Consider the following 20,056-nt stretch of genomic DNA (forward strand, 5'->3'; position numbering starts at 1 on the left):
GGAAAAGGAAAACACCTATGTCATCTATGACCCTCAATAAACTCGTAGAGAAGCTCTCGCCAGAATGTCGAGGCTCCTTAGAAGCAGCGGCTGCGCTGTGCCATAGTCGCAGCCACTTTACCGTGGAGCTTGAGCACTGGTTGCATGCCATGCTGGATAAAAAACTCGATGATGTGCGTATCATATTGGCGAGTTTCAGTATTAATGCTGACAGATTAATGGCCGAGCTAAACCAAGCTTTGGAAAGCTTTAAAACCGGTAACGAGTCTGCACCCAGCTTATCACCACATGTGATCTCTTTATTGCGTCAAACCTGGCTTAACACCAGTATCGAGTTTAACGATACGCAAATACGCAGCGCTTATTTACTTTACACGCTGGTAAAAGACGACACGCTTGGTTCTTTAACAATGCGCCATGCACCGCAATTGGAAAAAATTGACCCTTCTCAATTACTGCATGCGTGGCCCGAATTGGCCGGTCAATCAAATGAAAGTAATCAGCTCGCTGCGTCTACATCAAACTCTGACAAACCGGCAACGCAAGCTTCGGGTAAGACGCCAAGCTTAGATCAATTCACCATTGATCTTACTGCGCAAGCAAAGTCTGGCAAGATTGACCCTATTCTAGGGCGTGATGACGAAATTCGACAAATGATCGATATCCTGACGCGTCGCCGTCAAAATAACCCTATTCTGACTGGTGAGGCAGGTGTGGGTAAAACTGCTGTTGTGGAAGGGCTTGCGCTTCGCATCGCCGAACAAGATGTGCCAGAAGCAATTAAGAATGTGCGTATTCATACACTGGATCTCGCGCTCCTTCAAGCTGGCGCAGGAATGAAAGGTGAGTTCGAAAACCGCTTAAAATCACTAATTAGTGAAGTGAAAAACTCGGCGCAGCCCATCATCTTATTTATTGATGAAGCCCACACTATGATCGGCAGTGGCGGTCAGGCAGGTCAAAATGATGCCGCCAACTTGCTGAAGCCCGCGTTAGCGCGCGGCGAGTTGCGCACGATTGCGGCAACGACATGGGCCGAGTATAAGAAATTCTTTGAAAAAGATGCCGCCCTAACGCGACGCTTCCAAGTCGTCAAAGTCGATGAGCCTGAGCCAAGCAAAGCCATCGCCATGTTGCGCGGACTTGTACCCGTCATGGAAAGCCACCATAGCGTCTTCATATCTGAACAAGCACTGGAAAGTGCAGTGAATCTATCGCACCGCTATGTAAGTGGCCGCCAACTCCCCGATAAAGCCGTTGGTTTGCTAGACACAGCCTGTGCTCGCGTTGCGATGAGCCAAGCTGCTACGCCTGGCCCGGTAGAAAACTTAAACCGCAAAGTGCAGCGCCTTGATGATCAAATGGCCATGTTGACGCGCGAAGCGAATGCGGGCTTAGACCATAGCGCTAAAATTTCCGAATTAGAACAACAAAAGACGGATATCGAAGCGCAGTTAGCCCCGCTCAAAGAGCAATGGCAGCAAGAGCAACAAGCTATAGCCCGTGTTGGAGAAATTCTCAGTGAACTACAGCAAGAACAAGCGGATAAAGAGACGCTCGTTGCTGAGCTCAATGATATTAAGGCCAACCTGAGTGAATATGAGCAAAATATGGTTCACTGGCAGGTCGATGAAGCTCTCATTGCCCAAGTTATTGCTGATTGGACAGGTATTCCTGTCGGTAAAATGCATGAAGATGAGATTAATGCGGTACTTAACTTAGCCGACAGCATGAAAGAACGTGTGGTCGGCCAAGATCATGCGCTTGACCTTATTGCTAAAACCGTTCAAACATCGCGTGCGCAACTTGCTGATGAGAACCGCCCCAATGGTATTTTCATGCTTACCGGCCCAAGTGGTGTAGGTAAAACTGAGACGGCGCTTACACTAGCAAGTGAAGTATATGGCTCAGAAGAAAACGTCACCGTTATTAATATGTCTGAGTTCAAAGAAGAGCATAAAGTGTCATTGCTATTAGGCTCACCACCGGGCTACGTTGGCTATGGCGAAGGCGGTATTTTGACCGAGGCGGTGCGTCGCCAGCCATACAGTGTGGTACTACTTGATGAGATGGAAAAAGCACACCCTGGAGTACAGGATATTTTCTATCAAGTGTTTGATAAAGGGATGATCAAAGACGGTGAAGGCCGTGACATCGATTTTAAAAATACCATTATCATCATGACATCAAACGTCGGCACTGACACCACCATGAACTTGTTCGACGATCCGGAAACAGCCCCATCTATCAAAGGACTGCAAAAGGCGCTACGTGATGATTTACTAGAAGCGTTTAAGCCAGCTTTCTTAGGAAGAATTAACATTGTTCCTTATGTACCTCTGACTGATGAAATGCTCATCGACATTGCCAAAATCCAGCTCGCGAAAGTCGAAAAACGCGTCGCTAAAAACTACGGTGCAGAGTTTAGCTTCGAAAAAGAGCTTACAGATTATATCGTACAACGCTGTCATGAGCCTGGTTCAGGTGCTAGGAACATTCATAATATTCTACAAAATGAAATATTACCGAAACTGAGTGAAGAGTTACTCAACAGCATGACCAGTAAAAAGGACATTAATTCAGTATCATTGACTATCGAAGGTGATGAGTTAGTGATTGAGGTGGCGTAAACCACCTCAAATCGAATTGCAAAAATCAGAATAATATAATTTCTTTATCAATTATATTCTTGTGTTAGATATCGCAATTAAATATAATTTACTCAGCGCATATAAAGATGCACTAGAGAAGGAATTATTTTTTGCTGACAAAGGGATTTATCAGTACCCACCCTTTACTTGCAGTTCAAAAGATAATGAAGTCGAAGCTATAAATTTCCGGTTCGCCGGGAAGTACCCTATCCATTTATGGATGTTAGTAAAATGCAAAAAGGAGCATAAGAAATGCAAGCAAATACTTATCTAAAGTATGGTTCAATTGTAGGCGAAACTACTGCTGAGGATTTCAAAGACAAGATCACTGTTTTGTCTATGGATTGGAATATTAGCCGTGAAATTTCAGCTCACACTGGTACCGCTATGGACCGTGAAGCAAGCGCGACTCGCCTTGGTGATGTAACTATCACTAAACTTCAAGATAAAGCGTCTCCAGACCTTTTCAAAGAAGCAACGATTGGTAAAGGTGTCCCAGCCACTTTCCACATCACTAAGCAAGGTGACAAAGTAGAAGAAATCATGAAAATCGACCTTACTGATGCCATGATCTCTAGCTACAGCGTATCTGTACAAAACGATCGTCCTATCGAAACAATCACCATCAGCTACACAGAAATGATGATGACTGTTAAGCCTACAGACGACAAAAACAGTGTTACTGCGCCGCTTGTATACGGCTACAGCGGTGTTAAAGGTCAACAAATGTAATTTATTTGTTGCCCAACTCAGCTTCGGCGCTCACGCGTCGGAGCTTACTGTATTTTGGATAACAATTGAGGCATGGAATGCAAAAAGCGACACAAGACAAAAATGTAATTAAAATCACCACAGCGGCTGGCAAGGATGCGTTTTACCTCACTAGCTTTAATGCTGCGGAGAGTATGTCCGAGCTGTTTGTTATCTCTGCCAATATGTTTACCATTGGCTCGCAAGTAAGCCATGATGCCGTAGTAGGTAAAGCGGCTGTTATCGAGTTACGCAATGCTAAAGGCGGCGGTGCGGCTCGCCACTTTCATGGTATCGTAAGTCAAATGGTGTCCTTGGGCACACGCACAGCTGATAAAGATGAACAAAAAAATTACATCGATTATCAGGTTACTATTGTGCCTGTTGCTGCGACTATGCAACATCGCCAAAATTATCGAATCTATCAGCAAAAGAAGGTTACGGAAATTGCCGCTGATTTATTTGGTCAACATGGCGTTGCTTTTAGCGATAAAACTAAAAAGAGTTATCCAAAGTACGAGTATTGTGTTCAATATCAAGAGAATGACTTGGAATTTATCCAACGCTTATTCCAGCAAGAAGGTATTTACTTCTATTTTGAACATTCACAAGGCAATCACACTTTAGTTTTCGCCGATGATGAAACCGTCTATGCTGATGTAGCAGACTCACCCGTAGCCCACTCCTCGGGCCATCTTAGTGAATCTCATATCAGCGCTTGGCAAGGTGGCCTCTCGCTGGCTCCGGGTAGTTATAAACGTTTAGGTTATGACTTTGAAAAGCCGAGCAAATACCCAGACGGTGAACAGAAAAAGCCTGAGCTGCCGACACAAAGTAGCGGCGAGGTATTCGAGTACACCGGGGAGGCAGAGTGCAACAAGCGCGCCTCGGATCTCGCTTCAATTCAACTGCAAGCATTACAAAAAGACATGAACCTGAGTAGCGGTAAAAGTGACTGTCGCTCGTTTGTGCTCGGTGGTATCTTTGCCTTTAAAAAGCATGAAGACCCCCGCCTAGAAGGTAAAAAGTTTGTTGTTACAAAATTACGTACCTCTGCCAATGTTCCTAACCAATCAGGTGCTGGCCAAAGTGAAGGCTTAGTCTACTCCAACAGCTTTAGCTGCGTACCTAAAGATACTGTTTATCGCCCTACCCGCAGTTACCAAAAACCCTTAGTTCAGGGTATACAAACTGCACTCGTAACCGGTGATCCAGGTGATGAAATCCATATCGATAAGTATGGCCGCGTAAAGGTGCAATTTGATTGGGACCGCGAGGGTAAAAAAGACTCCAAGAGCTCATGTTGGATCCGTGTAGCTCAAAATTGGGCGGGGAAAAAGTGGGGTGCGTTCTTTTTCCCTCGTGTTGGACAAGAAGTCTTAGTTGAATTTATTAATGGCGACCCTGATCAACCGATTATCAGTGGTGCGCTCTACAATGCCGACTTGATGCCTCCTTATGCATTGCCTGCGGATAAAACCCAAAGCGGTATTAAATCAAGGTCCACCAAAGAAGGTGGTGCCGATAACTTTAATGAAATACGCTTTGAAGATAAAAAAGGCAGTGAACTCCTCTACTTACAAGCAGAGAAAGACCATCACTTACATGTTAAAAACGATCAGAAAGACACCATACTCAATGACCGTTTAAGTGATATAACCAACAACGACACGATCAAAGTCGGCAAAGATCGCAGTACAGATATAGGTAAAAACGACACCCTGAAAGTAGGTGACGCACTTAATATTGAAGCTGGTAAAGAGATTAATATTAAAACCGGCGGCGCGTCTATCACCATGAAAAGTGATGGCAGCATTGATATTAAAGGTACCAATATCAAGATCAATGGCAGTCAAATTGCCCTTAAAGCTGGCGTGATTAAGTTGAATTAATATGGACGCTTACCTTAGCAGCCACAACCAAGAAGCCTTGTTTTCACAAGGTATCGTGGTGTACTGCTGTTTTGGCGAGCCTCACTTAATATGTCGTCCAGAGCATACCCCTGATGATCCTATGCTGGCGCCAGCAATGGCCGAGTTCAGTGCGGGGGTAGTGTTTGCAGAGCAGTTCCTTCAAGACTTGGACCCGTGGCGAAATAATCACCTTATCATTAGTGCGCTTTACGACTATTTAAACTTAACCTTACTAAATGGCGGGTCAAAGCCCCTGCATGTACAGTTGTGCGATGTGGCGCAGGCGATGACAGACGGCCGACTAGTTGTTTATCCACTAGAAGATATTGCCCAGCATCCAAGCGTTGTAAAACGTCAGCTGCAAAAATCTGACAAGACTCGTTCACAGCAATCCAGCGCTGAGCAACCAAAACGTAGTAGTGGTGCAGATTTGGCCAGCCCTCAAGGTAAAAGCACACCTTCTAGCTCAAAAGCTGCGGTTCCAGCCTCAAGCTCGGCCGGTGTAATAGACGGGCCTTCGACAAACACCCCATTACCCCAAGTGGCAGAGGTCCCTGAGCAGTTTGATGCTGTCGCAGCTAGGCAACAACGTTATCAGCAAAGAAAGACTTTAATTGCCGATACCCGCTCGCTACCTGGAGCAGAGCCTGCAGCGCAGCGTCTTGACTTTAATAATGACAATGTCGTTCGTGCTGAGGCCGCTCAATATGTTTATCGCGTTGATGAATACAACCGAGGACATATAGACACGCTGCCAGAACCGCCTGTGGGTTTAAAACACCTCAACGCAGAAAATACACCAGAATTAGCGGACGCGGTATTTACTGATAATGATTCGGGCTTCGGAGCCGCGTTATTTGAATCTGATATTACTGGCGAAAAAATGTTAACGTTCCGAGGAACGAATAACGGTGTAACCGGTGCAGCAGATTGGAAAACCAATTTTATGCAAGGCAGTGGTATGGAAACGACCCAGTACAACCAAGCGATGGAACTTGCACGAAGAGCTGAGCAATTATATCAAGATGATGTCATTATGGTCGGTCACTCTCTCGGTGGCGGGCTGGCAACATCCGGTGTGGCTGTATCGGGAAATAAAGGCTATACCTTTAACTCCTCAGGCTTACACCCGAAAACGTCGGCACGTGAACAAGGGTTGCCTTTAGAAGAAGTATCAAAACTGATTGTTTCTCAAGCGGTTGATGGTGATGTCCTCACCATGGCGCAGAGCTTGCCAGTAAAAGGCATACTCACTGGCGCTGCGGGATATCTGGGGGGCCCTGTCGCGGGCCTTGCTACAGCTGCGGCAATTGCCGGTTTAGACCTAATCCCTAAAGCGTCTGGTGATATGCGCAGTCTGCCAAGCCTTCAAGGTGGCACACCCATAGACCGCCACGGTATGGACCAAGTAGTTGAGGGAATTGAGTCGCAGAAGCAAGAAGATATAAACACCCTTAATACCATTAAAGACAATTACTTAGGCTAGGTGAACATGAAGCTTCTTTTTATTGCTGTGCCTTTGGCACTGATACTGATAGCCTGCATGGCATTGCCTACTCAAGGAAAAAATATGAAAGCTGAACAATTTTTTGAGCCCTCCCATGTAAAGTTGCTCAACGCCATTAAAGCGGGAGATAAGCAAGCCGCGCAAGCTATCATTGATAATGGCGCTGCACTGGATGTACGCGGTGAACATGGTATTACGCCACTATTTTGGCTCGCTATGGAGACGGACAAAGAATCGTTACAGCTTGCGCTAGAACTCGGCGCGAATCCCGACTACCCGGCCCTAGTTAAAAAAGACCGTAACGAACCAAAGAAAGAACAGCTCCTCGCAGCTTTAGCGGGCAGCGACAAAACAGATATGATGGAGGTTTTACTGGAGCATAATGCCTCTCCCAACGGCGTTGATGCCCATAAAAAGCCAGCTATTTTCAATGCTATTGCCAACGATAAAGACGACCAAATAGAGTTACTGCTAAAGCATGATGTTGATCTTAATGCCACAGATGCGATGAACACCAATGCCGCCAACTATGCGGCGCTCATGCTAAAGTATAAATACGCTTTACTATTTATTGCCAAAGGAGCCAACTTCTCTGCGCCCTCAACCACAGGCGGCACGGTTGCCAACAGTATAGAAAAAGACTTGCGTAAGAAATTGGTTCGCCCTGGCACTGATAACTATGAGTATGTAATGGAAATCAAAGAACTACTGATAGAAAAAGGCGTTGCTTTTCCTCCGCCTTCACCGAAAGAGGTAAGAAATAATAACTAAAGACTTTTTAAGAGTAATAAAGGTTCACTTCAATTGATTAGGCAACACTGCAAAAAATGAGAGCGACTTTTTAATTTTTAATAACCAAACCCACTTTCTCATATGTTTTTAACAAAAACTCACTGGACAGCAACTAAACATAAAATAAACCTATTAAAGTCCCATATTAATCAACAATACAGATATATTAAAAGCTACAAATAGGAAAATAAAAACAATATACTCTGAGCACATCCTAGATTCGGAAAAGTTATAAACTTAAGTTTAGGTTTTAAATAATACAATTAAACCATGTCATAGAATGACATCAATCGTAAACAAGGAGAAATAAATAATGTCCCAAACGATCGCACTTTCAGATTTAATAAGTGGCTTGGATGCAACTGAGTTCGCACCTGAAATACCATTTGAGCTAGGTGGTGATTGCCCCTTGGAGAAGGTGTCAGCTTTTCGTCTTACAGATCCATGCGAACATTGGCTATACATAACAACTGGTCTCGCACAGTTTGGTCAAGAGCTTACTTTACGCATTAAATCTTCCGAAGAAGCAGCACCTGAATGGCCTTTCGAGCTGCTTAAAGCTGTAGCACGTCGTGCTTTCGGTCGCGAGGAGCCTATTGAAGCAAATAGTTTCTTACCATTGGGTAGCCCAATTGTTCGTGAAGCAGATTGCTTTTTAACAACACTATTTTTTACTCAAGACTGTGAATTAAAGGGCATGGATAGCATTGACTTTTTGCAGGTTTGTGCCATCACTCATGACGAAGAAATGGCTGCCCGTGGTTGGAAATTAGATAAGTTTGCACAGTTACTAACCCTGCAGGTTCCAAAGAATATTATTGATCTTAAGCGTTTCTCTTTATTAAAGAACGAAAATATAAAGGCGGCATTTCAACGCGGCCGTGATAAAGACGGTTCAGATACACAGTTAGTTCCCTGCGGTCAGATTATGTTTCAAGTAACTGACGCAACCACTGCTTATATCCAAATTGATGCGCTAGCAGCTGAATACCTAGAATCTGTGTTGCCTGGACGTTTACCCCACGGTCAAGATTTAATCATAATCAGTGAAGAACATAACATAAAATTAATCCCTAGCGACACAGCCATGGTTAAAGGTGTCGATGATTGCTGGGCAGAAATATACCTCACTCCGAGCATGTACCAACAAATGATGGAGCAACTAAAACTTCGGGTTCAGGCGTTCTTCTTTGATGAATTTGAGAACATACGTTTTAGCATTAATGACTACCGTATCAAAGACACAGAAGGCAGAACTGTCGGTGTGAAACAGTGGCGTTAGGATTTGCTTTATAGGGGCTACCACAGCCCCTATTCTATATGTTAAGTAAGAAATTATCATAGTAAGCCCACTATAAGAGATCTGTCTAAACTTTAAATCCTGAGCTGTTATTCTCGATGACTCCCCCCAGCTCCCTTTCTTATGTGTTAACCTAGCAACCAAAACCATTATATAGGGACATAAGCTATGGGCATTGATATTAAATATTTACAACGAATCGTCGATGAGGTGCTGAAAGCGTCAGCACTAAAAGACATTACCTGGTCAACCTTAGCCTTGGTTCTTACTCAAGAAGATAAGGGGTTTGCAAATGCTGGCTTCTACTACCAAGACGATGGTTCAGCCACGCCATTTTACGTCAACTCTAATGAGCATTTGGTTCTCTCAGACATGGTGCAGGATATGCAGCAGGAAATTACTCGCCAAGGCCCCTTGCAAATTCAGCAATTATTGGTACAAATTCAACAAAAAAGCGGCTTTTTCAAAGCAGACTTCGAATTTAAAAACCATCAGCGCTGGGACTTTAATACCACGGATCTTGAGCCATTGCAGGCCTTGTTGAAACCTGACTTTTCAGAATAATCAAGCTGGGCATTCAATATACTTGTCGACGCACTATTAATCGGCGATAATATAGCCTTTCAGCGATTAAAAGGATGTGATCATGGGAAAACCCGCTTCCACTTTGACTCATATGCATGTATGCCCCAAGACTAATCCCGGCCCAGTTCCCCATGTCGGTGGCCCTATAATCATGGGCTCAGGCAATGTATTGATTGGTGGTCTGCCAGCAGCCAGAAAAGGCGATAAACTTATTTGCGTAGGTCCGCCGGATACCATTAATTCAGGCTCAGGTTCTGTAAAAATCAATGGTAAACCCGCCGCACGTATGGGCGATGGGACCGCTCACGGCGGGAAAATAGTAGTTGGTAATCCAACTGTATTGATTGGTGGCTAGGCTAAAGGATTGCACTCACGCATGGAAGCTTTGAATACCGCTCAACGTTTGCAAGAACTGGTGTGCTTACAATCACATCCTCTGGCTAATCGTGCCAGCTTTTTAAGCGCCGTTAACCGCTTCACCGTCGAATTGCGCCAGGCCAGCGCGGGTTTGCGAGATTTTTCTGATCCTCATTGCCCTTTTTCACTGAGCATCGGCAGCAAAACGCTGCTCGATGCAGCTTTTATAGTTAGCGATGAAACCAACTTCGAGCAACGAGTGCTTTTTTGCCAGCTATTGATCAGGCTACAACGATTAAGTCTGAAATCTGCACTGAATCAATTGTTACTTAGCGAATCACCAGAGCATCATGTCATCGCTTTAGAGCTGGCTTGGCGAGAGGGGGTGTTAACACATATTCCCGAGTCGGTGTTGCAGCAAATCGACACGACAGACCACAGCGACTATCGCGCGTTGCTCACCGGGCGAACCTTAAGTTGGCAAGCAAACGACAAGCAAGACATATTGACTGCTTGCGAAGAAATACTAGCCCGTTATTCGCTCACGCACCCTTTAGCCCAACTATTTTTCTTGACCTGTTCCAATGATGATATTCAGCGTATTGCCAATACCTGGTCAAAAATCCACGGCCCACAAGACATTGCACACCTATTCATGCTCGCGGGGCTGACAAAGCAGCTTCCTTTGATTTACCAATTACTGTGTGAGGAGCCCAATAACGAGCTTATCAACACCTTCATGAACTGTTACGGCGAGCATGTAGAAACGCTATTTACGCAAGAGCAACTGACCGAAGCTTGGCTTGCTCCCGATACCTTGGGCAACTTTCAAGAGCAACTATCAACAAAGTGGCCAACCTTTTGCGAGCAGGTCAATTTTGCCAATCGACTACTGGCAGGGAAAGACATCTACACGCACCCGCTTAAAGACTATCAGTTCGATGCTATTACGCCTTACTTGGTGGCGCAGCTGTTTAATTTAATGCACAAAAAAGAGAGCCATATAGTTCATCCACTCTCCTTGGGGGTCACATGGCAATAACACTTACAGAGTTCGATATCGCCCTTCCTGGGCTCGAAAGTACCGAAGCAGCACTTCTTCTTAGCGAGCCTATGCCTGTAAGCGAGCAGTCGCAACAGAGCGAGGCAATGCCCTGGCCTATTTCTCTTATTGCACCACTAAACCAGTTTTTAGCCCGCTTTGAGTTTGACCCCGAGGAGCCTATTTTTTGGCTGCTGCCTAACCTCGCTTATGATGAGCAACGCCTAAATACGCTTATTTCAGCCTTAAACGAAGTGGCTCCCAATGGCCGAGCGCAACCAGGCCACTCCCACCCAGTAAACGAGTTTTTCGCGCATGGTGAATCGGCATTGCACTGCGCACTTATTAAAGCGATGCAGCTTGCTAAACATGTCACATTCATTGCCTTAGATGAGCAGATTTTACATCTAAATGAAGGTATCACACACAATAATGGCGCCGCATTCGCATTAGCACGAATACAGTTTAGTGAAACAGGGCTGCACGTGCCCTTTTGTCATGGTGAACCTTGCTTCGATATCGAACAACACAACCCCTTCCCTACTTTACTCAGCCAAGCGGTAAAAGAAGTGCCCGCCCCAATAGAGCACATTGTAGCCCCCGCCTTAGGGGAAGAGCCTTGGCCTAGTGCCTGGCTTGAGGGGTATTTACAACTAAACGGTAAAGTGGTTGAGCAACCAAAGGTGACGCAAAGTGAATACGTTCATGGTCAGCTCGGCGCAGTGTTTGGCCTTTATTCATTTATTGGTATCTATAATGACTACAATTCGAGCATGCATCGTGATATTATTTTACACCTTGGCAGCACGCCCAAGCTCTACCAAGCAACTTCTGTGTATCAATGGATTGATTAAGGAATAACGTAAGAATATGGATATTCGTTCAATTGCCTTTCGCTCAAAACGCGGCTCAGTATTAATTACCCTAGCCAATGATAAAGCCCCTGGTGGCTACGATCCGGTGGCGATAGACACCCCAGATGCGGCAGGCGCCCAAGTCAATCTATTGGCCGAAGATCTGGTCGGCGATATTCATAAACGAATTCAATGTGTGCATATGCTGCGCGCTGCGGGCGTGCATTCGGTTAACACCGCCACCGCGCGGGAAGTCGCCCATGGCCTAAGCTCGGCGTTAGCATCAGGCTCCTTACTTTGTTATAACCAAAAACCGAAACGCAGTATTCAAGTTAGCGACAATACCAACTCGGCCAGTGCCAGTGGCGGCGCCAAAGCACAAAAAGATAAAAAGTCCCAACCTAGTGTGGTTAAAAAAGGCGGTCAATCCGAGGGCAACCCTAACAAAGCCCAAGTCAATGACACGGCCACTGAGCAAAGTGTAGATGAGCAAGAGTGCCGCTCTGATCCTATCTCCATGCTAAGCGGTGAAGAAATTCTTCCGTTGGTCGATTTTACCCTTAACGCACCCATGCCTTTAAAGTGGCAACGCCTATACCGCTCCAGCAAAAGCGATACCAATGTGGGCTTGGGTTTTGGCTGGCGCCATCACTTTGCTCTTAGCATTTTTGAGCGCTACGAAGCGCCACCCAAAGTTGGCCCGAAAACACCCGGGCGCTACTGGCTAGAACTCGTTGATGAGCAAGGCCGCATACATGAGTTTGAGAAAGTAAAACCAGGGCAAACCAGTTACCAGCTTAGCTCACAACTTGCTTTACACTACCAAAACGATGGCAAGCAAACCTTAGTACGCCCTGATGACAGCCATTACACGTTTTTTGCTGGTTCCAAGGCCTGGTTACTCGATAAAATAACTGATGCCAAGGGACAAACACTCAGCTTTTTCTACGATGCCAACGAACGCCTAAGCCGTATTGCTATTAATGATAAGCGCGGTGTAGTACTGCAATATAACGGCGATGATTTATTAACCAAGGTTGCCGCTTATCACATGGATGACAAAGATAAACGTCACATCCATGAGCCGCTGCTTGCTTGTTACCAATACAATGACGCTAAACAACTGGTGGCAGTGACCGATAGCCAGGGCAATATCGAGCGTTACAGCTACCGTGGCGATAATGTTATTAGCAAGCGTACCCGCGCCAGTGGCTTTAGCCACCACTTTGAGTGGCAAGGTGCAGGCGTTGATGCAAAATGTATTCGCCAGTACGGTGATAGCAACACCTACGAATACAGCTTTGAATACCCACGAGAGGGAGTGAGTAAAAGTACCGATAGTCGCGGTAATACCGAAACCTTTGTTCACAACAGCGACGGTAAGCTGGTTGCATACACCGATGCGCGGGGCCACAGCTGGCGGTACCGCTATGATGCCTTCGGCAATCGTACTCATACCCAGCATCCAGATGGCAGCGAAGAGCGCAGCGAATACAACGATCGTGGCCAAAAAGTGGCCCAGTACGATGCTCAAGGCAATAAAACCACCTTTGCTTACAACCAACTGGGGCAGCATGTACTGACTCGCTATGCCGATGGCGGCGAACTCAAGCGCGCGTTTACTGCCATGGGGCTGCTGCAATCGCAAACTCTGCCCGATGGCCGCACCAGCCATTATCAATACAATGATAATAATCAATTGACCACAGTGGTGCATGGCGATGGCCGCAGTGAACAGTTTAGCTGGAGTGCCCAAGGCGAGCTCTTAGCACATCAACAAGGCGATGTCCTAACGCGCTTTAGTTACGACGAACTAGGCCGTGTTAATGCAACTCTAACCAACACTGGTCTATTAACCCAATTCGAGCGCAATGCCGCCGGCCAACTGAGCGCCAAAGTCATGCGCCAAGAAGGCGACGAGCACGTGGCGATTCGTATTGAGTACCATTACGATGCTGCTGGTCGCTTAACGGCGACCACCAACGGTAATGGCGAGCAAACCAGCGCTGATTACGCTGGATTAGCGCAGCCCGAACAAGTGCGTTTTGCCGATGGCAGCCACTTGCGCTACCGCTATGATAAAGAGCGCAACCTGATCGGTATTACCCGCAGTGATGGTGCAGAATACCGCATTGATTACGACGCTAATGAAAACCCAATTCGCACCACGGGCTTTGACGGTCGCGTGCAGCGCTTTGAATTTGATGCTCATAACCGTGTGGTCGCACTCAACGATGCCGACGAGCGCTTTATTAAATTAAAACGAAACGCGCTCGGCCAAGTCATAGAACAACAGGCTGCCCACCCCAATGCCAAAGACAGCACCCTGTGTAACCTGTCCAACTATTTTAGTTATGACAGTCAAGGACGCCTTCAACGCGCCCATAACGGTGCCACCACTCTGACACAAGGGTTCGATCAAGCCGGTAAACTACTGGTAGCGACCCAGGGCCAGCATACCCTTAATTACAGTTATGATGCCTTTGGTCGGCGCAGCGCCTTAACTTTAGCCGACGGCCAAATTCTTAATTATCATTATGACGCCCAAGGCCAATTGGCGCGCATCGAGCTCAATGGGCACACCCATGTCGAGCTCAGCCATCGACATGGTCAACTCAGTGAAATTCACTACGCCAATAACATCACCACCAAGCAAGAGTTTGATTGTTTTGGCCGTCTTTGCGAGCAAGAGTTATCGCACCCAGAAAATGCGCTCTATGCTAAACAAATCTACCAATACGATGGCAACAACCAACTTATAGCTAGTCAGCGCGAGAGCTCATGTAGCGAGCTAAGTAGTGATAAGCAATATCAGTACAACGCCATCAGTCAGCTTATTGAGGTCAACGGCGATCAATCGGCGCGCTACCACTGGGACAGCTTTGGCAACCCGGAGCAAGCAACGGCATCTGATGAACCAGCGCTGCGCCCAGTTGATAAAGAGCACACTTCCCCTGCCCTTAATAACAGCGCCGAGGATGTCTTTACGGGCACAGCCTGTATTGATGACCGCCTATACCACCTTGGCCAGGACGAGTTTGACTATGATGCCTGTGGTAACCAGGTGCACGTGCTTGGCAAAGGGCAGCGCCAACGCTTGGAATACAACGCCTTAAACCAGCTCGCAAGCTTTTATCATAACGATCAGCTGACTCGTTATGAATATGACCCACTCGGTCGACGCTGCGCCAAACTGACCGAGCAAGGGCGCATTGACTATATTTGGGATGGTAACCAACTCCTCGGCGAGTGCCAAAACGGCCAGTATACCTGGTATGTATCACTGCCAGGAGAGTATCAGCCATTACTGCTAATCAACGACAGTGGTGTGTATTATTACCATTTAGACCAACTCGATACCCCGCAGTTTGTGACCAACGCCCATGCCGAGGTGGTGTGGCAAAATAATACCGATGCCTTTGGTTACAGTGAGCAAATCGAGCTCAGCCCAGAACACATTACCCAACCCCTGCGTTTTCAGGGCCAGTACTTTGATGAAGAAAGCGGCTTGCACTATAATCGCTACCGCTACTACAGCCCCAAACAACAGCGCTTTATTAACCAAGATCCGATTGGCTTGGTAGGCGGTATTAACCACTACCAATATGCACCCAACCCCATTAACTGGGTGGACCCACTGGGATTGAGTTGTAAGGAGGGAAAGTGGTCCCAACTCAAACAAGGGCTCGGTAAAGCAATGTTAGTAGGCGCATTTGTGGCCGGAGGTATTGATGCTTCAGTTCAATACACCTTATATGGAAACATAGATCCAGTATCGGTACTAGCATCAGCCGCAGTAGGTTCTATAGCAGGTGGGGGTAGTTCTGTATTTGCAAATGCTGCATCGCTTGGTTTAACCTCTTCAACGAAAGCCGTTGCCTACACAGCTAGTATCTCAGCCATTGCTAATGTTAGTGGTACTGTCACCACAAACCTTATTAAAGAAGAAAGCACAACTTATACAGAGTTAGCAGTGGCTGGAGTAACAGGTTTTGCCGGCGGGGCGATCTCATCAAAGCTTTCTGTATCAACAGCAGAAACATTAGAAAACGGTTTTGGTAACTTAAATAGTGTAGTATCTAATACAACAAGAACCTCAATGGTTGGGAGAACAGAGCTAGCCGGGAAGTCAGCTGGTTATATAGAAGTGCTCAAATTTACTGGTGACTCTTTGTCTAACTATAGTCAAAAAGAGATAACCCAAGCACTAGAGACTCCTATACCTCCAAGCTTGCAAACAGATTCAGATGTAAGTGATACAACGGACGGCATAGTCAATAATTTAGCACTAGAAAACGAGTCAGACTCAGCAAATAAACAGAGTGACTAGAAAGTCATAAAACTCATTTAAAGCACTAGAAATAGATTTAAAATAAAAAATAGCAACCTTCATTTGGTAGGAATAGAAACATGACAAGAGCCGAAAAGGTAAGGTATTTCATAAAGCAAGAGCTAGCGTATTTACCACTTTCAATAATACTATCACTTGTAACACTTTTAAATCATGACATAAACACAGCGGCTAGGATGTTTTTAAATACTTTTTTGTTTTTTCAATTAGTTATAATCATATTAGGCTGGAAGGTTATAACTAAAAAATAAAAATAATGCCTTAGAAATTTGATAACGTCAATTTAAATTACAAAAGCAGGAGACTGGTAAAGCAAGCCCATATACGAATTTACTATTTCACCCCCATGCCATTAGCATATAATTAGTGGCTAAACATTAAAAAGATAATAGTTTTCTATAGGGCATAAACTGATAGTTATGGTATGAAGCATGGCGATAGAATCGGTGGTTATAAAGATGGGGAGTGCTGGCTGTTTGTTATTCGCAGCTTCAAGCCATGCCGCTGTAAGTCATGTACAAGTTGTCTTTGATTGCCGCGCAGACAACCCAACCCCAATTTATGTCGTTGCGAGCAAGGTAGATGACACCTATGCACTCACCCATTTTGAGCACCCAAAATTAAAGCTCGATATTGGGTCTACTGCTGATAGTGTTAATAAGTCGAGTTATCACCGTGCTTTGGTTTCGGACCACAGTATGCATTTTAGTTATGATGAAACTAAGGTTGTTATCAGCGACTATCACAGTGAAGAGCTTGGAACGCTAACCCAAGAGTACTCGGTGACATTCACCCAAAGTGATAACAAGCAATACTGGCTTTGCAATGACAAAAGTGAAAGCACACTTCCAGCGATTGAGGATTTCGACTAAACAATGACTAAAAGACCACAGAAAGTGCCAACCTAAATTCACTTCAGGAAGGCATAAGTAAGTGATAACTATATAAGGAAATAGCATGAATAAAATAAACAAGGATGTAGATTACAAAAAAATGGCAGGGAGCGCTCGTTTGGTGATGCTCGGCGAATCAAGCCATAATCCCGCAATCTATAAGTATGAAGCCATTAAAGCCCTAAGACAGCTAAAAGCTGCAGGCTTTACTCACTTTGCAATAGAAATGCTCCCCCGCTCCATGCAAGAGAAAGTAGAGTTTTATCAACGTACTGGTAAAGGGTTTGGTGAAATACAAAAGTACTTTGATGATAATTGGGCTTGGGGATATACAGTACCTGCTGCTTACGGTGAGCTAGTCAAATCAGCTCGTGACATAGGCCTTAAAATCGTTGCTCTTGACTTAACTTTAGACGAAATGGACAGCATCGACTCATCATGCCCTCCTGAACTAGCTAAAGAAAAAGATTGCTTGGATAGTCACTCTAATAGAAACCAAGCGTGGGTCCAAAATATAAGCACTATTTTGAGGCAAGCTAGTAATAACCGCGTAATTGCGTTTATGCATCGATGGCATGCGCTGAGAGCCACTCCCTACCAAGAAGGCCTTGATACCTTAGTCGTAAAAGAAGGGATATCAAAGATAAGATATATAGATTTTATTGGTGGCATAGCATGTTATTCAAAGCGCAGTTGCGAGGGTCTTTCAGACGAGCAAGGGCGCTTAAAAAGCGAATATTTTTACAGAGAAAGTACTTCGTTTGAAACAGCAATCAAAACCTATCAAGTGCATTTGCCTGAGAAGAACTTAATGCTTGAGGGAACAAAATGATGAAATACTTAACTTTTATGGCCCTTGTGCTTAACTTTAACTCCTACGCTGGTACTTTATTCCCAGATCATGATATCAACGACCCGAGCTTATCCAAGGCCACCGTTATGTTGCAATGTCAAAAAAGCTTAATGTATGCGCCTAGACAGCTAGAGGCTTGGTGCGAAAAAGCGTATGAACTGGGTTATTGGAGCGCTCTTCAGTTTATCGGCTTGCATACTGGAGATGGTAGCCGCTATATCGCGGAAGCGAGAAAACATGCTCAACAAGGCTCTCCTGAAGGCATTATCGCGCTTGCCTATGCCTATAAATTAGGGCGTTTTATTGATAGAGATCTCCAAAAATCTATTGTGTTATTTAAACGATATTTAGATGAATACGGTGATGTCGAGAGTGAGAAAATGAGAGTGGGTAGCACCCATGAGGAGCTGCTTGCTATTTATAAAGAGCTCGGAAATTCGGAAAAAGTCGCTGAGCATAAGCGTTATCTTGAGCAAAGCAAATACGCTGAAGCTAAAAAAGCCATGTTTAAAAGGCAGCTAGAAGAGGCCGGTATTTCTTTGGGCGAGCAAAACCAGTAGTCGTGTCAATAAAGCAAGAAAGCTGCCTTTACTCACGTAAGCTGTACTTTCATTACTAATATGGCCTCAAGTAATTTCCGATAACATTTATCATAAAAACGCGTGGTCGACTCCCGTGTGATTATAGAAAGCTTAGTTGGCTTGCCGATTAAATAGGTTCAGGCGTATAGATTATAATGACGGTTTAGCTTGCTTGAGCAAAAGCTATTGTGAAGGACAATCGGATGAAAGAGCTCAACCATGATAAAGGCAATAGCGGTGCTGCTAGCATTAATATCTAGTACTTTAATCGCAGCAGGCCCTCGCTGGGATCACTCTATCAAGATTGACGATCCTGAACTCACCGTCGAAGTGGCCGCACAGCAGTGCCACAAAAGTTTGATAAATGCACCAGAACTCTTAGAAGCATGGTGCGAAAAAGCCTATAAGATGGGTTACTGGTCGGCTCTGGTACCTATAAGTTTGCATACAAGTGACGGTACTAGGCTGGTAGCAGAGGCCAAAGAAAGGCTAAAAAATAAAGAGCCAAAAGCATACACAGTGTTGGCTTGGCTCTATGGCTCAGGGCAGTTTGTAGAGGAAGATATTGAACGCGCAATATCTTTAAATAAAGAGCTGCTAAATCTAGCTAATGCCGGAGTTACACCAGCAAGAAGAACCTCTGCTCATAAAGAGTTAGCCGATTTATATCAGCTACAGGAAAATTGGCCTGCGGTAATCAAACACGCTAGCTACGTCAAAAAGCACAGCCGCTTTAAGTTTGATATTGATGCTGCTCAAAGACAAATAGCCAAAGCGCAAAAACATACCCAACCAAGCACTCAATGACAATGTAATTTATCGCAGTACTTACTCATACTTAGCTAGTATCCTCGCTTGATTTTTGTAAACAAGAGTCAAGCGAATCACTCCATATTTATTCATAACCGAACAGTATGTTGGAGGCTCAAAGAAATAAGTGGGCAGGAAAAGCGTAAGATACAAGTTGTACACTTTATCGTTATCTATTGGTTACTAAGACAATAAGGCTTTCACATGGTAGTAAACGCTCCTTGGGTAACAGTACCCTTGCTCTTTATTTCGTGTTTAGCGCAAGCAAATTGGCAAGAACCTGACGAAAATGATCCAACACTCACAGCCGACAAACTCATGAGGCTATGCGATAAAAGCTTTTATTATCGTCCCGACAGGGTGCTTTTTTGGTGTGAAAAAGCAGCCGAGGCTGGATTTGCACAGGCACTGCTTAATATTGGTTACCACACCAAAGATGGTTCGCGTTATATTGAAGAGTTAAATAAACGCATTAAGGCAGGTGACTCCGTTGCCCTACTTTCACTCGCTTGGCTTTATGAAAGTGGTACGTTTGTGCTGCGGAACGAGAGTCGCTCCTTAGCTCTTTATAATGATTACCTAGAAGGTATTGATCCTTCACAGCCATGGTATGGGCAAACTCATCTGGATTTAGCCAAAATATATCAAAAGCAAAACAATTGGTCTCTCACTCTAAAACACGCAAGTGTTGCGGCCAAGTATATAAACGATAGTAAAAAACGAGAGTATGCAGCCTCTATTATTGAAGCAGCTAAAGCTAAAATACACAGTCAAAAAGATATCAACTAAGGCCTGTAGAATGTCACCTTCACTAGTT

The 20,056-nt window shown here is 45.0% G+C and carries 16 protein-coding genes; all 16 read left to right on the forward strand.

From position 1 onward, the window contains the following. Positions 1-17: 17 nt before the first annotated feature. The gene (tssH, locus tag W04_RS10340) at positions 18-2,630 is read left to right on the forward strand and encodes a type VI secretion system ATPase TssH (protein ID WP_053910769.1); all 2,613 of its coding nucleotides are present in this window, start codon (positions 18-20) and stop codon (positions 2,628-2,630) included. Positions 2,631-2,903: 273 nt separating this feature from the next. Next, the gene (locus W04_RS10350) at positions 2,904-3,383 is read left to right on the forward strand and encodes a type VI secretion system tube protein Hcp (protein ID WP_022944431.1); all 480 of its coding nucleotides are present in this window, start codon (positions 2,904-2,906) and stop codon (positions 3,381-3,383) included. A 77-nt stretch (positions 3,384-3,460) separates the two neighbouring features. After that, entirely contained in the window at positions 3,461-5,293 is a 1,833-nt protein-coding gene (locus W04_RS10355) for a type VI secretion system Vgr family protein (protein ID WP_053910770.1), read from the forward strand. Between the two features lies 1 nt (position 5,294). After that, positions 5,295-6,800 carry an Mbeg1-like protein gene (locus W04_RS10360; RefSeq protein ID WP_053910771.1) on the forward strand — a complete coding sequence of 502 codons (1,506 nt, stop codon included), beginning with the start codon at positions 5,295-5,297 and terminating at the stop codon, positions 6,798-6,800. Between the two features lie 84 nt (positions 6,801-6,884). After that, positions 6,885-7,592 carry an ankyrin repeat domain-containing protein gene (locus tag W04_RS10365; protein ID WP_157576392.1) on the forward strand — a complete coding sequence of 236 codons (708 nt, stop codon included), beginning with the start codon at positions 6,885-6,887 and terminating at the stop codon, positions 7,590-7,592. A 334-nt stretch (positions 7,593-7,926) separates the two neighbouring features. Continuing rightward, a complete protein-coding gene (locus W04_RS10370; RefSeq protein WP_053910773.1) occupies positions 7,927-8,895 on the forward strand; it encodes a suppressor of fused domain protein in 969 nt (322 codons plus the stop codon). A 186-nt stretch (positions 8,896-9,081) separates the two neighbouring features. Further along, positions 9,082-9,477 (forward strand): hypothetical protein, encoded by a 396-nt coding sequence (locus W04_RS10375; protein ID WP_053910774.1) that lies wholly within the window; start codon positions 9,082-9,084, stop codon positions 9,475-9,477. 82 nt (positions 9,478-9,559) lie between these two features. After that, entirely contained in the window at positions 9,560-9,853 is a 294-nt protein-coding gene (locus W04_RS10380; RefSeq protein WP_026111034.1) for a PAAR domain-containing protein, read from the forward strand. A gap of 21 nt (positions 9,854-9,874) precedes the next feature. Next, positions 9,875-10,897: a hypothetical protein gene (locus tag W04_RS10385; protein ID WP_053910775.1), complete on the forward strand. Its 1,023-nt coding sequence runs from the start codon at positions 9,875-9,877 to the stop codon at positions 10,895-10,897. Continuing rightward, on the forward strand, positions 10,888-11,751 hold the full coding sequence (locus W04_RS10390; protein WP_053910776.1) for a hypothetical protein: 864 nt from the start codon (positions 10,888-10,890) through the stop codon (positions 11,749-11,751). Before W04_RS10385 ends, W04_RS10390 begins: the two co-directional genes overlap by 10 nt. A 16-nt stretch (positions 11,752-11,767) precedes the next feature. After that, positions 11,768-16,081, forward strand: a complete 4,314-nt coding sequence (locus W04_RS10395) for an RHS repeat-associated core domain-containing protein (protein WP_053910777.1) — start codon at positions 11,768-11,770, stop codon at positions 16,079-16,081. Between the two features lie 452 nt (positions 16,082-16,533). Then, complete coding sequence (locus tag W04_RS10405) at positions 16,534-16,974, forward strand: hypothetical protein (protein WP_053910779.1); 441 nt, start codon at positions 16,534-16,536, stop codon at positions 16,972-16,974. An 85-nt stretch (positions 16,975-17,059) separates the two neighbouring features. Continuing rightward, complete coding sequence (locus tag W04_RS10410; protein WP_053910780.1) at positions 17,060-17,827, forward strand: ChaN family lipoprotein; 768 nt, start codon at positions 17,060-17,062, stop codon at positions 17,825-17,827. After that, positions 17,824-18,408 carry a hypothetical protein gene (locus tag W04_RS10415; RefSeq protein ID WP_053910781.1) on the forward strand — a complete coding sequence of 195 codons (585 nt, stop codon included), beginning with the start codon at positions 17,824-17,826 and terminating at the stop codon, positions 18,406-18,408. Before W04_RS10410 ends, W04_RS10415 begins: the two co-directional genes overlap by 4 nt. Positions 18,409-18,648: 240 nt before the next feature. Next, on the forward strand, positions 18,649-19,236 hold the full coding sequence (locus W04_RS10420) for a hypothetical protein (RefSeq protein ID WP_053910782.1): 588 nt from the start codon (positions 18,649-18,651) through the stop codon (positions 19,234-19,236). A gap of 207 nt (positions 19,237-19,443) precedes the next feature. After that, positions 19,444-20,028 carry a hypothetical protein gene (locus W04_RS10425; RefSeq protein WP_053910783.1) on the forward strand — a complete coding sequence of 195 codons (585 nt, stop codon included), beginning with the start codon at positions 19,444-19,446 and terminating at the stop codon, positions 20,026-20,028. The last annotated feature ends 28 nt before the right edge of the window (positions 20,029-20,056 follow it).

Source organism: Pseudoalteromonas sp. SW0106-04, assembly GCF_001293805.1.
Classification (GTDB): domain Bacteria; phylum Pseudomonadota; class Gammaproteobacteria; order Enterobacterales; family Alteromonadaceae; genus Pseudoalteromonas; species Pseudoalteromonas ruthenica.

Excerpts from the sequence above, each read along its gene's own strand:
- W04_RS10350 (WP_022944431.1), top strand. The coding sequence starts at position 2,904 with ATGCAAGCAAATACTTATCTAAAGTATGGTTCAATTGTAGGCGAAACT.
- W04_RS10425 (WP_053910783.1), top strand. The coding sequence starts at position 19,444 with ATGGTAGTAAACGCTCCTTGGGTAACAGTACCCTTGCTCTTTATTTCG.
- W04_RS10390 (WP_053910776.1), top strand. The coding sequence starts at position 10,888 with ATGGCAATAACACTTACAGAGTTCGATATCGCCCTTCCTGGGCTCGAA.
- W04_RS10355 (WP_053910770.1), top strand. The coding sequence starts at position 3,461 with ATGCAAAAAGCGACACAAGACAAAAATGTAATTAAAATCACCACAGCG.
- W04_RS10415 (WP_053910781.1), top strand. The coding sequence starts at position 17,824 with ATGATGAAATACTTAACTTTTATGGCCCTTGTGCTTAACTTTAACTCC.
- W04_RS10365 (WP_157576392.1), top strand. The coding sequence starts at position 6,885 with ATGAAAGCTGAACAATTTTTTGAGCCCTCCCATGTAAAGTTGCTCAAC.
- W04_RS10395 (WP_053910777.1), top strand. The coding sequence starts at position 11,768 with ATGGATATTCGTTCAATTGCCTTTCGCTCAAAACGCGGCTCAGTATTA.
- W04_RS10405 (WP_053910779.1), top strand. The coding sequence starts at position 16,534 with ATGGCGATAGAATCGGTGGTTATAAAGATGGGGAGTGCTGGCTGTTTG.
- W04_RS10370 (WP_053910773.1), top strand. The coding sequence starts at position 7,927 with ATGTCCCAAACGATCGCACTTTCAGATTTAATAAGTGGCTTGGATGCA.
- W04_RS10375 (WP_053910774.1), top strand. The coding sequence starts at position 9,082 with ATGGGCATTGATATTAAATATTTACAACGAATCGTCGATGAGGTGCTG.
- W04_RS10410 (WP_053910780.1), top strand. The coding sequence starts at position 17,060 with ATGAATAAAATAAACAAGGATGTAGATTACAAAAAAATGGCAGGGAGC.
- W04_RS10420 (WP_053910782.1), top strand. The coding sequence starts at position 18,649 with ATGATAAAGGCAATAGCGGTGCTGCTAGCATTAATATCTAGTACTTTA.
- W04_RS10380 (WP_026111034.1), top strand. The coding sequence starts at position 9,560 with ATGGGAAAACCCGCTTCCACTTTGACTCATATGCATGTATGCCCCAAG.
- W04_RS10385 (WP_053910775.1), top strand. The coding sequence starts at position 9,875 with ATGGAAGCTTTGAATACCGCTCAACGTTTGCAAGAACTGGTGTGCTTA.
- tssH (WP_053910769.1), top strand. The coding sequence starts at position 18 with ATGTCATCTATGACCCTCAATAAACTCGTAGAGAAGCTCTCGCCAGAA.
- W04_RS10360 (WP_053910771.1), top strand. The coding sequence starts at position 5,295 with ATGGACGCTTACCTTAGCAGCCACAACCAAGAAGCCTTGTTTTCACAA.